Origin of the sequence: Pseudarthrobacter sp. NPDC058196 (assembly GCF_042882685.1) — a bacterium.
GTDB lineage: Bacteria > Actinomycetota > Actinomycetes > Actinomycetales > Micrococcaceae > Arthrobacter.
Window position 1 is genome coordinate 24,214 of the sequence record NZ_JBHVVN010000010.1, and the last position, 12,961, is coordinate 37,174.

General features: G+C 66.3%; 11 protein-coding genes and 1 riboswitch. Of the genes, 8 read left to right on the forward strand and 3 right to left on the reverse strand.

Annotation, left to right across the window (positions count from 1 at the left end; translation table 11 throughout):
* The 3 genes from ACFVVC_RS15110 to ACFVVC_RS15120 all read left to right on the forward strand — a co-directional run bounded on the left by ACFVVC_RS15110 (position 1) and on the right by ACFVVC_RS15120 (position 1,704).
* A complete protein-coding gene (locus ACFVVC_RS15110) occupies positions 1-1,023 on the forward strand; it encodes a LacI family DNA-binding transcriptional regulator (RefSeq protein WP_387454817.1) in 1,023 nt (340 codons plus the stop codon).
* Between the two features lie 81 nt (positions 1,024-1,104).
* Positions 1,105-1,296, forward strand: a complete 192-nt coding sequence (locus ACFVVC_RS15115) for a hypothetical protein (RefSeq protein WP_387454820.1) — start codon at positions 1,105-1,107, stop codon at positions 1,294-1,296.
* A 105-nt stretch (positions 1,297-1,401) separates the two neighbouring features.
* Complete coding sequence (locus ACFVVC_RS15120) at positions 1,402-1,704, forward strand: DUF4193 domain-containing protein (RefSeq protein WP_018762118.1); 303 nt, start codon at positions 1,402-1,404, stop codon at positions 1,702-1,704.
* A gap of 140 nt (positions 1,705-1,844) precedes the next feature.
* Here ACFVVC_RS15120 and ACFVVC_RS15125 read toward each other — a convergent pair whose 3' ends face one another.
* Complete coding sequence (locus ACFVVC_RS15125; RefSeq protein WP_387454823.1) at positions 1,845-3,401, reverse strand: APC family permease; 1,557 nt, start codon at positions 3,399-3,401, stop codon at positions 1,845-1,847.
* Positions 3,402-3,622: 221 nt separating this feature from the next.
* Here ACFVVC_RS15125 and ACFVVC_RS15130 point away from each other — a divergent pair, with 221 nt between their 5' ends.
* Positions 3,623-4,102, forward strand: coding sequence for a Dps family protein (locus ACFVVC_RS15130; protein ID WP_387454826.1), 480 nt, complete (start codon positions 3,623-3,625; stop codon positions 4,100-4,102).
* 83 nt (positions 4,103-4,185) lie between these two features.
* Here the strand turns inward: ACFVVC_RS15130 and ACFVVC_RS15135 are convergent, their stop codons facing one another.
* Positions 4,186-5,745: an MFS transporter gene (locus ACFVVC_RS15135; RefSeq protein WP_387454829.1), complete on the reverse strand. Its 1,560-nt coding sequence runs from the start codon at positions 5,743-5,745 to the stop codon at positions 4,186-4,188.
* An 83-nt stretch (positions 5,746-5,828) separates the two neighbouring features.
* Here ACFVVC_RS15135 and ACFVVC_RS15140 point away from each other — a divergent pair, with 83 nt between their 5' ends.
* From ACFVVC_RS15140 to ACFVVC_RS15155, 4 genes are all read left to right on the forward strand, one after another.
* Positions 5,829-6,365, forward strand: coding sequence for a TetR/AcrR family transcriptional regulator (locus tag ACFVVC_RS15140; RefSeq protein WP_387454832.1), 537 nt, complete (start codon positions 5,829-5,831; stop codon positions 6,363-6,365).
* A 110-nt stretch (positions 6,366-6,475) separates the two neighbouring features.
* Positions 6,476-6,572, forward strand: a riboswitch (glycine riboswitch).
* A 188-nt stretch (positions 6,573-6,760) separates the two neighbouring features.
* Positions 6,761-9,607: an aminomethyl-transferring glycine dehydrogenase gene (gene gcvP, locus ACFVVC_RS15145; protein ID WP_387454835.1), complete on the forward strand. Its 2,847-nt coding sequence runs from the start codon at positions 6,761-6,763 to the stop codon at positions 9,605-9,607.
* Positions 9,608-9,678: 71 nt separating this feature from the next.
* Positions 9,679-10,827, forward strand: coding sequence for a glycine cleavage system aminomethyltransferase GcvT (gene gcvT, locus ACFVVC_RS15150; RefSeq protein ID WP_387454838.1), 1,149 nt, complete (start codon positions 9,679-9,681; stop codon positions 10,825-10,827).
* A 70-nt stretch (positions 10,828-10,897) separates the two neighbouring features.
* Positions 10,898-12,337, forward strand: a complete 1,440-nt coding sequence (locus ACFVVC_RS15155; RefSeq protein ID WP_387454841.1) for an L-serine ammonia-lyase — start codon at positions 10,898-10,900, stop codon at positions 12,335-12,337.
* Positions 12,338-12,374: 37 nt separating this feature from the next.
* Here the strand turns inward: ACFVVC_RS15155 and ACFVVC_RS15160 are convergent, their stop codons facing one another.
* On the reverse strand, positions 12,375-12,917 hold the full coding sequence (locus ACFVVC_RS15160) for a TspO/MBR family protein (protein WP_387454844.1): 543 nt from the start codon (positions 12,915-12,917) through the stop codon (positions 12,375-12,377).
* Positions 12,918-12,961: the final 44 nt, after the last annotated feature.

Here is a 12,961-nt window from a genome sequence, read left to right on the forward strand (position 1 = left end):
GTGGCGCAGCCCAGCTCCCGGCCCCGGCGGCTGCCAAGGCTTGAGGACGTGGCGGGGCTGGCCGGGGTTTCGCACCAAACCGTCTCGCGGGTGGTCAACAACCACCCCAACGTCAGCAAGGAGACCCGGCAAAAGGTGGAAGCGGCGATTGCCGAACTCGGCTACCGCCGCAATACTGCCGCCCGCAGCCTGGTCACCCGGCGCTCGCAAACCATCGGTGTCCTTGGCAGCGAGTTGTCGCAGTACGGCCCTGCCAACACCTTGCTGGGAGTCGAACGGGCCGCGCGGGACGCAGGATACTTCGTCAGCGTCGCTGCGCTGCGGGAGGTCACCAGGGAGACGATCCTGGACGCCGTCAGGCACTTCCTGGACCAGGCGGTGGACGGAATCGTGGTGATTGTTCCGCATTTGGCTACGTTGGCGGCACTGGCGGAACTCCCGATCGGGGTGCCGGTGGTGGCCGTTGGCTCCGACGGGAATGACGCTGTTGGCGGTGTCCGGGTGGACCAGCGCAAGGGAGCCGAACTGGCCGTCCGGCACCTCATTGCGCAGGGCCACCGCCGGATCGGGCATGTCGCCGGGCCGCAGGACTGGATTGACGCCGTGGCGCGGTCCGACGGCTGGCGGTCCGCCCTGGAGGCCGCCGGGCTCGAGGCGGATCTCCTGGTGGAGGGAGACTGGAGCGCCGGAAGCGGCTACGACATTGGCCGGCGGCTGGCGGCTGACCGGCGCGCCACTGCCCTCTTCGTGGGCAACGACCAGATGGCGTTGGGGATCCTGCGAGCCTTGAACGAAGCGGGCCTGGACGTGCCGAAGGACGTTTCCCTGGTGGGCTTCGACGACCAGCCCGAATCCGCGTACTTCAGCCCCCCGCTGACAGTGGTCCGGCAGGATTTTGAGGAACTGGGCAGGCGCTGCATGGACATGATGCTCGCGGTGCTCGGCGGTGCGGAAGGGCCCCGGACGCTGGTGGTGGAGCCCGAGCTCATCCTGCGCAGCAGCACGGCCCCGCCGCCCGCCTGAGGAAGCAGGCAGGCGCCGGAATTAATCCGGGGGAGACCGCCGCGAAACGTGGCCACAACAATTGCTGCGTAGGTTACAGGCATGACGGCTACCTTGCTTATCCGGCTCCGCGACTGGGCCGTTGATACCTTTACCTGTGAATCCGAATTCGAGGCCGCCGGCGCTATGGCCGATGCCACCCGGTGGGGTTGGCTTCCGGCCTTGAGCGGGGTCTCCGCCGGGGCCGACCACGCCCGCTCCGAACACGTGGGAAAGGTGTCCGGCCGCAACTGAATGTCTGCTTGGCCACACTATTGCGCCGGGGCCGGGATGATGCCCTAAACTGCTTCACTGAGGTGCCTGAAATGGCGCTGTGCAGCAACGAAAGTGAACACGCTAATGGCTACCGATTACGATGCTCCACGCAAGCAGGAAGAGGAGTCTCCCGCTGACTCCCTGGAGGCCCTCCAGGCGTCCCGGAGCGGCAACGCGCAGACCGCCGTCATCGATGTTGACGAGAATGACACCGCTGAAGGCATCGACCTCCCCGGCGCCGATCTGTCCAACGAGGAACTCACCGTCATTGTGGTTCCCGAGCAGTCCGACGAGTTCACCTGCTCGTCCTGCTTCCTGGTCCGCCACCGGTCTCAGGTGGCCCGCGAAAAGGACGGCCTGAAGTACTGCCGCGACTGCGAGGGCTGAGCCCCACCCGTTCTTCACAGCGCCGGCCACCTCCCCTGAGGTGGCCGGCGCTGCTTTGTCTGATCGATGTGGCGCACTGCTGGTGACAGCACAAAGGTGCCGGGCCCCGGTTGAGGGCACGGCACCTTTGTATGGGTTTCCTATTCCGGGACCACCAGGGCGGGGGTGTCCTGCTTGAGGGTTTCGCCGCGGAAGAAGCCGGGGTGGGTGCGGGACATGACAAGCATGACGACGGCGCCCAGGGCCAGGATGCCGACGCCCAGGATGAACACCAGGCCCACGCCGAAGATCTCCGAACCGCTGCCGAACTCCGGGGAGAGACTGTCCACGGCGGTCTGGGCGAACACTACGAACAAGCCCACGCCGCCCACCACCGGGCACACCAGGCGGAAGAAGAAGTGGCGAACGCTGTTGAACAGGCTGTGCCGGAAGTACCAGGTGCAGGCCACCGCAGTGAGGCCATAGTAGAAACAGATCATCAGGCCCAGCGCCAGGATGGTGTCGTTCAGGACATTGTCACTGACCACATGCATCACCGCGTAGAACCCGGCGGAGACGACGCCGGCAGCGATCGTGGCGAAGCCCGGCGTCGCAAACTTCCTGCTGATCCGGCTGAACGGTTCCGGCAGCGCGCCGTAGTGGGCCATGGCCAGCAGGCTGCGCGATGGTGACATGAACGTGGACTGCAGGGATGCGGCCGAGCTGGAGAGCACCGCCAGGGACATCAGGATGGCGAACGGGCCCATGATAGGGGAGGCCAGCGCCGTGAAGATGTTCTCGTGGTTCTCGGCGTTGTTCAATCCGTTGCCGGTATCTCCCACCCCGGCGAACATCATGGTGGCGATGCTGACCAGGAGGTAGATGGCCAGGACGATGACCGCGGTGAGGGTGCCTGCCACCCCTGCGGTCTTCTTGCCGTTGGCGGTTTCCTCATTGACCGTCAGGCAGACGTCCCAGCCCCAGTACACGAAGATCGACAGGGAGATGCCGGCGGCAACCTGGCCGAAGGTCTCGATCCTGGTGACGTCGAACCAGTCCCAGCTGAACGGGATGGCGGTTTCGGAGGTGGACCAGTTGGCGAATGCCATGGCGACGAACAGGCCCAGCACCAGCAGCTGGAATCCCACCAGGCTGTACTGCACCATCTTGGTGGTGTGCATGCCGCGGTAGCTGACCCAGACGGCCAGTGCCACGAACACGAAGCACGTGATGACGTTGAGCGCCTTGTTGTCCGCCAGGTCTGCCAGCTCGGGGGAGCCTGTGACCTGGGACAGGAAGAGGTAGAAGAAGTCGACGGCGACGCCGGCCAGGTTGGACAGCACGATGATGTTGGCGGCCAGCAGGCCCCAGCCGCCCATCCAGCCGATCCAGGGGCCGAACGCCTTGGTGACCCAGGTAAAGGTGGTGCCGCTGTCCGGGGAATCGGCGTTGAGTTCCCGGTAGGCGAGCGAGACCAGGATCATGGGGATGAAACCGATCAGGAAGATGACTGGCAGTTGGAGCCCGGCTTCGTTGACGGTGGGTCCGAGTGCGCTGGTAAGCGTGTAGGCGGGGGCAATGGTTGAGATGCCCAGGACGACGACGGCCAGCAGGCCGAGCTGACCGCCCTTGAGTCCCTTGGCGCTGACGCCGTCCGTGGACGGTGCGTGGGCGTGGGGGCCGGATATGGAGGTACTGGTGCGGATTGTCTCTGTCATGGCACCACTTTCTGGAAGGCTGTGAGACGGAGGTCACTATATGAATGGCGTTCATTTAGTATGGGGGCGCGGACCCTCCGATGCAAGATGAAATATGAATCACATTCGTTTATGACCGATTTCCGCAATTAGTAAGCTCACTGAGAAATTTCCGGATCGCCGGCTGCGGGGGAGTCCACGGCTGGTAGCGTCGGCCCTACTGGACCAATCGAGGAGGACGCATGAAAGCTTCACCGACACTGACCAATAACCTGCAGGCTGTCCTGGCCGACCTGATCGAACTCCACATCCAGGGCAAGCAGGCGCACTGGAACATCGTGGGCACCAACTTCCGTGACCTGCACCTGCAGCTCGACGAGATCGTCGACGCCGCCCGGCAGTTCGCCGACGACACTGCAGAACGCATGCGCGCCCTGCATGCCCTCCCGGACGGCCGCAGCTCCACCGTTGCCGGATCCACCAGCCTGGCCCAGTTCCCCGAGGGGCTGATCAGCACCAAGGATGCCATTGACCGGATCGTGGCCGCCCTCGAGGCCGCCGTGGGCACCATGCGCAAGGTCCATGACGAAGTGGACGAGGAAGACCCCACCTCCGCGGACCTGCTGCATGAGTTCATCGCGCGGCTGGAGCAGTTCGCCTGGATGGTGCAGGCTGAAAACATGAAGCCGACGGCCAGGGTCACCACCGCGGACTCCAAGTAAGCCAAGCGTCCCGCCGTTGGACGCTCTTGGGCGCCCGGCACCGGAATTGATCCGGCGCCGGGCGCCCTTTTGGTCCCGTGCGGTCAGGTGGCCCTGGGTACTTTGCGCAGCACGACGGCGGCAAGGACTGCCGCCGTCGCCATCAGTACCAGCCCAATCGCGGACGTGATGTGCACGCCGGAATCGAACGCGGCGGCGGCGGCTCCCCGGACGGCGTCCGCCAGCGGGCCGGGCAGGCCGGCGGCCGCCTCCATGGCGCCGGCCAGCGTTTCCCCGGCATTGTGCAGCGAGGTGCCCGGGAGTATGCCATCCAATCCTGCGGGGAGGCGCAGGTTGTGCTGGTAGGAGGCCGTCAGGATCGAGCCGAGGACTGCCGTTCCCAGCAGTGAGCCCACCTCGTAGCCTGTTTCGGAGATGGCCGCGGCGGCGCCTGACTTTTCCGGCGGGGCGGAGCCCAGGATGAGGTCATTCGAAATGGTTTCCGCCGTCCCCACGCCCAGCGCCAGGATCAGGAGCGCCGCCAGCAGCAGCGCCGGTCCACCGTCGTGGTTTCCGAACGTCACCAGGCTGTAGCCTGTGGCACTGAAAGCCAGGCCGGCACCCACCACGTACCCCGGCCGGACCTTGCGGACCAGCGGCACCACCACCAGGCCGGAAACCACCGTGGCCGCCAGCGCCGGAATCATCGCCACGCCCGCCGCTGACGGGCTCAGGCCCTCAAGGAGCTGGAGGTGTTGGGCAAGGAACAGGATGAAGCCGTTGAAGGAAAACAGGGCCAGGATGTTGGCGCTGATAGCCATGCTGAAGACCCGGTTCCGGAACAGCGACATATCCAGCAGGGGGTGTTCCAGGCGGTGCTGCCGCCGCACGAACACCACGCCCATCACCAGGCCGAACGCCATGCTGCCAAAGCCCGCCGGGCCCGGACCTTCGGTGGCAACATCCTTGATGCCGTAGACCATGGGAACCATCACCAGCATGGAAAGCAGGATGCTGGGGACATCCACCCTGCCCGGCGACGGGTCCTTGGATTCCGGGATCAAGGTCCGCCCCAGCGCCAGCAGGGGAAGCATGAGCGGGACCGCCACCAGGAAGACGGCGCCCCACCAAAAATGTTCCACCAGCCAGCCGCCGAAGATCGGCCCCAAGGCGGCCCCGCCCGAAAAGCTTGCCGCCCAGATGGCGATGGCCAACCGCCGGCGGTTGGGCTCCGGGAAGATGTTGCGGATCAGCGACAACGTGGATGGCATCAGCATCGCCCCGAAGAACCCCAGTGCGGCCCGTCCGGCGATCAGCCATTCCGCGGTGGGCGCAAAAGCCGTCGCGGCGGACAAGCCGGCAAAGCCCGTGCTGCCGATGACCAGAAGCCTGCGGCGTCCGATCCTGTCGCCAAGGCTTCCCATCGATACCAGGAGCCCGGCCAGTACCAGCGGATAGGCGTCAATAATCCACAACAGGTGTACGCCGGAGGGTTCCAGGGCGCGGGTGATGGCTGGCAGGGCGAATGTCAGGGCGGTGTTGTCCACGGCGACGAGCAGCACAGGGAACATCAGCAGCCCCAACGCGAGCCAGTCGCGCCGCGGGGAGCGTGCGGCGGCTCCGCCGGTGCGTGCGGGCGCCAGGGTCGAGAGGGGAGTCGTCATGAAATAACTATACCGTCCAGACGGTACAGTTTGAAACCTTGACATTTCCCGTTTCTCAGCCCGCGGAGGGCATGATGGGAAGCATGCCCCGAAAGCCTGTAGCCCGTGACGCGGTCCTTGACGCCTTCGAAACCCTCTTGATCGACGTGGGGGAGCGGGCGGCCACCCTGGACGCGGTGGCCAAGAAGGCCGGGGTATCCAAGGGCGGCCTGCTTTACCACTTCCCCAACAAGGAAGCGCTTATCGAAGTGCTGCTGGACCGCCTGGACGGACTGGCCAAAGAGGACGCCGATGCCATGGCTGCGGCGGGCGAGGGGGCGGCCGCCTACTTCATCCGCTCCTCCGTCTGGGCGGACACTCCGCTGGACCGGGCCATCGTCGCCGCCACCAGGCTGGCGGAGGTGGCACACCAGGAAACGCGGCGCCGTTTCGCAGCCATCCAGCAGCGGTGGCTGGACGAGATCGCGGCCGATGTGGGACCGGGCCTGGCCAAGGCGGTCCTGTACATGGGGGACGGGCTGTATTTCAATGCCATGCTGTCCGTGGGACCCGCGCCGCAAGGGGGAGCGGCCGCTGACGTGGCGGAACTCCTGGCAGCCCTGGAGCGGCTCCGCAGGTAGGCTTCGCCATTTGCCGGGAAGGGTTGCGGCGTAGGACAATTGAATGTTGTGAGGGCTGTCACCGGCCCGCATGATCCAGCACATGGCTGGTTTAACAAGTGAATAGCCTTTGATCTGCGGCGGGAGAGTTCTGCCGGTGTACAGGCAGGCGCCGTAGGAGCAAATCCTCCCCAGGAATCTCGCAGGCCCCCGTACCGCCGCGGCGAGGCGCCTCTGGAAAGCAGCAGGCGGTTCCCTTTCCCCCCATCGGGGGCGCTGGGCCGTTGTGCTCACCGACGGTGCAAGCGGGTCCTGCCAAGCAGGCACCGCGGAAACTCTCAGGTCCAATACAGAGCGGGGAGGAACCCGAATCGCTGTGGCGTACCCTTCGCCGCCTGAGTAAATGGAGTTCCTTCGTGCCGGTTAGCCCAGCCTCCACCACCTTCGTAGACCGCCATATCGGCGCGCGCCGCCAGGCCGACGTCGACACCATGCTCAAAGCCGTTGGCTACGACACTGTCGACTCCCTGGTTGACACCGCCGTCCCCAAGGTCATCCGCCAGGAAACCGCCCTCCGCCTGCAGGACGCCCTCAGCGAGGTTGAGGTCCTGGCCGAGCTGCGCAAGCTTGCCGCGAAAAACAAGACTGCCGTGCAGCTGATCGGGCAGGGCTACTACGACACCGTGACGCCGCCGGTGATCCGCCGCAACATCCTTGAATCCCCGGCCTGGTACACCGCCTACACCCCGTACCAGCCGGAGATTTCCCAGGGCCGGCTGGAGGCGCTGCTGAACTTCCAGACGATGGTCCAGGACCTGGTGGGACTGCCCATCGCCAACGCCTCCCTGCTGGATGAAGCCACCGCCGTGGCCGAGGCTGTGTTGCTGATGCGGCGGTCGAACAAGGCCAAGGATGCCAAGGACGGCCGGACGGTCCTGGATATCGATGTGCTGCCGCAGACCATCGCCATTGTCATGGGCCGCGCGGAGGCGCTCGGTTTCGAGGTTGAGGTGGCCGATCTGTCCAAGGGCCTGCCCGAGGGCGACATCAACGGCATTGTGCTGCAGCAGCCCGGCGCTTCGGGCCGGGTGTGGGACCAGGCCGGTGTGATTGCCGCCGCCAAAGAGCGCGGGGCCCTCGTGACCGTCGCCGCGGACCTGCTGGCGCTCACCCTGATCACTCCTCCGGGCGAGCAGGGCGCGGACATCGCCGTCGGCTCCACCCAGCGTTTCGGCGTGCCGCTGTTCTTCGGGGGGCCGCACGCCGCCTACATGGCCGTCCGCAAGGGCCTGGAGCGGTCGCTGCCCGGCCGCCTGGTAGGCGTATCCAAGGATGACGCCGGCGTTCCGGCTTACCGTCTGGCTTTGCAGACCCGCGAGCAGCACATCCGCCGTGAGAAGGCCACGTCCAACATCTGCACGGCCCAGGCGCTGCTGGCCATCGTGTCCTCCTTCTACGCCGTCTACCACGGCCCGGACGGGCTGAAGGCAATCGCCGAAACGGCCCACGGCCACGCCCGCAGCCTGGCGGCCGCGCTGGCGGCCGCCGGAGTCGAGGTGGTGCACCAGAGCTTCTTCGACACCCTGACGGTCCGCGTTGCCGGCCGCGCGTCAGCAGTGATCTCCGATGCCGAGGCCCGCGGCATCAACCTCCGGCGCATCGATGCCGACACGGTGGGCATCTCCCTGGACGAAACCACGACGCCGGCCATCGTCGCCCAGGTTGCCGACGTCTTCGGCGCCACGGTTACCGATCACGCTGGCTTTGCGCTGGAAGCCGGCGTCGAGCGTACCTCGGTCTACCTGCAGCATCCGGTGTTCAATACACACCGGTCCGAAACCCAGCTGCTGCGCTACATCCGGAAGCTCTCGGACCGTGACCTGGCGCTGGACCGGACGATGATCCCGTTGGGTTCGTGCACCATGAAGCTGAACGCCACGGCGGAGATGGAAGCCATTTCCTGGCCGGAGTTCGCCTCGATCCACCCGTTCGCCCCGGACTCCCAGACCGAGGGCTGGCGCGAACTGATTTCCGGCCTGGAAGCCGACCTTGCCGAGATCACCGGGTACGACCAGGTGTCCATCCAGCCCAACGCCGGCTCCCAGGGCGAGCTCGCCGGGCTCCTCGCGATCCGGGGCTACCACCACTCCCGCGGTGAGCAGCAGCGCACCGTCTGCCTGATCCCGGCCTCGGCCCATGGCACCAACGCCGCCTCCGCCGTCCTCGCCGGGATGAAGGTCGTGGTCGTCGCCACCGCAGCCGATGGCACCATCGACCATGAGGACCTCACGGCGAAGATCGAAGCGAACAGGGACGTCCTGTCCTGCATCATGATCACCTACCCCTCCACCCACGGGGTCTACGACGGAGACGTCCGGGAAGTCTGCGACGCGATCCACGCCGCCGGCGGCCAGGTGTACATCGACGGGGCGAACCTGAACGCACTGGTCGGGCTGGCCCAGCCGGGCCGGTTCGGCGGGGACGTCTCGCACCTTAACCTGCACAAGACCTTCTGCATCCCGCACGGCGGCGGGGGACCCGGCGTCGGGCCGGTTGCCGCGAAGGCGCACCTGGCCCCGTTCATGCCAGGCGATGCGAACAAGGCCGCCCACGAGGAAGGCCACGGCGTCGCCATCAGCGCCTCCCGGTTCGGTTCGGCCGGTGTGCTGCCGATTTCCTGGGCGTACGTGAAGCTGATGGGCGGTGAGGGCCTGACCGAGGCCACCAAGTCCGCGCTGCTGGCCGCGAACTACGTCGCGTCCCGCCTGAACGAGTACTTCCCCGTTCTCTACACCGGTGAGGGCGGCCTGGTGGCGCACGAGTGCATCCTGGACCTGCGCGACCTCACAGCGAAGACGGGGGTCACGGCCGAGGACGTGGCCAAGCGGCTGATCGATTTCGGTTTCCACGCCCCCACCCTGTCCTTCCCCGTCGCGGGCACGCTGATGGTGGAACCCACCGAGTCCGAGGACCTGGCCGAGATCGACCGCTTCATCGAGGCGATGATCACCATCCGCAAGGAAATCGACCAGGTAGCGAACGGCGACTTTGCCGTGGCCGACTCGCCCCTGCGGCACGCACCCCACACGGCCGCCGCCGTCGTGAGCTCCGACTGGGACCGCGCCTACCCGCGCGAGCAGGCAGCGTTCCCGGCCCACCACAAGCAGGACAAGTACTTCCCGCCCGTCGGCCGGATCGACGGCGCAGCCGGCGACCGAAACCTCATCTGCTCCTGCCCGCCGCTTTCCGAATTCGAGAACTAAACCCGCCCCGGGGGTTGAGCTGGCCGGCCCGCGTTTCGACCAGCTCAACTACCGCTCCCAGAGGACTTTCAATGACTGAGAAGTACACCGCGCTCTACGACGAGCACAAAAAATTGGGCGCCTCCTTCACGGACTTTGGCGGCTGGCAGATGCCGCTTAAGTACAGCTCCGAACTGGCCGAACACCACGCCGTCCGCAACACTGCCGGCCTGTTCGACCTCTCCCACATGGGTGAGGTCTGGGTCACCGGCCCCGAGGCCGCCGCGTTCCTGGACTACGCCCTGGTGGGCAAGATCTCCGCCATGGCCGTGGGCAAGGCCAAATACTCGTTGATCTGCAACGAAGACGGCGGCATCATCGATGACCTCATCACCTACCGCCGTCCCGCGGCGCAGGACGGTACCGACGTCTTCCTGGTGGTCCCCAACGCAGGAAATGCAGCCACCGTCGCGGCAGCATTGCAGGACCGTGCCGCCCGGTTCGACGTGGAGGTTGAGGACGCTTCGGCCCGCACATCACTGATCGCAGTCCAAGGCCCCAAAGCCGAGTCGATTCTGCTGCGACTGGTCCCGGCAGCACAGCATGCACTGGTGACAGAGCTGAAGTACTACGCCGCCGTCGAGGTTCCCTTCCTGGTGGGCGGTGCGGGCCTTGACCTGCTGCTGGCCCGCACCGGGTACACCGGCGAAGACGGTTTTGAGATCTTCGTGGACAACGGGGACGCCGCCGGCCTTTGGCAGGCGCTGATCGCCATTGCCGACGAGGGCCAGCTCACCCCCTCAGGGCTCGCCTCCCGCGACTCGCTGCGCCTCGAAGCGGGGATGCCGCTCTACGGTAACGAACTTTCGCTGGAAGGCGACCCGTTCGCAGCCGGCCTCGGTGCCGTCGTCGCGCTGTCCAAAGAAGGAGACTTCGTCGGCAAGGCCGCGCTGGCAGCCAGGAAGGAAGCCGGTGCAGGCAGCACCTCCGGCCGCCGCCTCGTGGGGCTCAAGGGCCAGGGACGCCGCGCCGGCCGCGCGCACTACGCGGTCCTGAAAGACGGCGCCACGGTGGGCGAAGTCACCTCCGGCCAGCCCTCACCCACCCTCGGCTACCCGATCGCCATGGCCTACGTCGACGTCGAACACTCCGCACCCGGCACCGCCCTGGACGTGGACCTGCGCGGCAAGGCCGCGCCGTTCGAAGTCGTCGACCTCCCGTTCTACAAGCGCCAAAAATAGCGCCGGACAGCCGGTGGTTTTGCTTTTCGAAACCCCGCCCCACCACCCGTTTTAGTTAGGAACCAATCGCATGGCTGTTGGCGTTTTTGATCTGTTTTCGATCGGGATTGGGCCTTCGTCGTCTCATACTGTGGGGCCGATGCGGGCTGCTGCCGTTTTTGCCGCGGAACTCAAGGCCTCGGGTGTGCTGGCTCAAGTGGCGTCGTTGCGGGTGGACTTGTATGGCTCGTTGGCGGCCACGGGGCATGGGCACGGGACGATGACCGCGATCCTGTTGGGCTTGGAGGGGTTTCATCCGGAGTTGATCCTCCCCGCGGAGGTGGAGGAGCGGCTGGCTTCGATCGCGGAGACCGGGACCTTGAACCTCGCCGGCGCCGTCCCGCTGCCCTATGGGGTTAAGGACATGGTGCTGCGGCCGTTGACGGTCCTGCCGCGGCACACAAACGGGATGACGTTCACCGTCACCGATGCTGCCGGGGCCGTGGTGCATTCAGCGACGTTCTTCTCCGTCGGAGGCGGGTTCATCGTCCGGGAGGGTGAGGAGGACGCTGCGCAGCAGGAACTGGAGGCGTCCAAAGAGGAGTTGCCGCTGCCGTTCCGGACAGCCGCGGAACTGTTGGGACATTGCGCGGTGACAGGGTTGGGGATCGCCGATGTGATGCTGGTGAACGAAAAGGCCTCCCGCGGCGAGGACGAGATCCGTGCCGGGTTGCTGCACATCTGGTCGGTGATGGAAGCCTGCGTGGCAGCCTCGTTGAGGCGTGAGGGGGTGTTGCCGGGCGGCCTGAAGGTCCGCCGCCGCGCTCCTGACTGGTTTGAGCGGTTGAAGAAGGAATGCGCCGACGGGCAGGACACGGACCAGGACGCCGCGTGGGATGCCGGCCCGTTCGATCCCCGGTATTGGCAGGAGTGGGTTAACTTGGTGGCGTTGGCGGTGAACGAGGAGAACGCGTCCGGTGGCCGGGTGGTCACCGCCCCGACGAACGGGGCGGCCGGGATCATCCCCGCGGTGCTGTTCTACGCCCTGCACTTCGCCCCGGGCATGGACAAAGCCACCGGCACTGACCGCGACGACGTCGTCGTCAAATTCCTGCTCGCCGCGGCCGCTGTGGGGGTGCTCTACAAGGAACAAGCCTCGATCTCCGGGGCCGAGGTCGGCTGCCAGGGCGAGGTGGGGTCCGCGTCCTCGATGGCCGCCGCAGGCCTGGCAGAGGTCATGGGCGGCACCCCGGCGCAGGTGGAGAACGCCGCGGAAATCGCGATGGAACACAACCTGGGCCTGACCTGCGACCCGATTGGCGGGCTGGTCCAGGTCCCCTGCATCGAGCGAAACGCGATCGCGGCCGCGAAGGCGATCAACGCCGCGAAAATGGCGCTCTGGGGCGACGGGACCCACCGCGTGTCCCTCGACGAAGTCATCATCACCATGCGCGAAACCGGCAAAGACATGTCCCACAAATACAAGGAAACAGCCATGGGCGGCCTCGCCGTCAACGTCGTGGAATGCTGACCACCCACGCCAGTTCCCGGAAACCGGCGCACACTCCCTAGTTGTGGGCAGCTGCCCACCAGTTCAAGGAAGCCGCAAACACCAGCCAGGAGATATACGGCAGCAGCAGTAACCCGGCGGTCCGGCTGATGGGACCAAAGTAGAGGACCGTGACCGCAACGGCGGCAATCAGGGCGAGGATGATGGCCATCCCAAGCCACAGTGCAGCGGTCCCAAGGGCAGGGTAGAGGGCAAAGAACGCAGGGGTCCAGGCAAGGTTGAGGATCAATTGGATCCCGTAGATGGTGAGGGCGGTCCGAGTCCGTTCCGTCCGTTTGCGCCACACCAGCCAGCCCGCACCAGCCATCGCCGCGTAAAGGATTCCCCAGACCGGGCCAAATACGCCGTTGGGCGGGGACCATGGAGCCTTGTCCGCTGTGGCATACCAGCCGTTGACGTTGCTGGCCGAGGCCAGTCCGCCCAGCGCCGCCACCATCAAGGACGCCACCAGGAAGGCGGCAAGACCGGCGATTTGGGTCCCGGCGCCGTAAGGCCGGCCGCGATCCGCGGAAGTGGTGCTCTGGTCCGGGTCCGGCGTCATCCTCCAACCCTTGCCGACCCCGGGCAGCCCCGTCAAGACGCCGC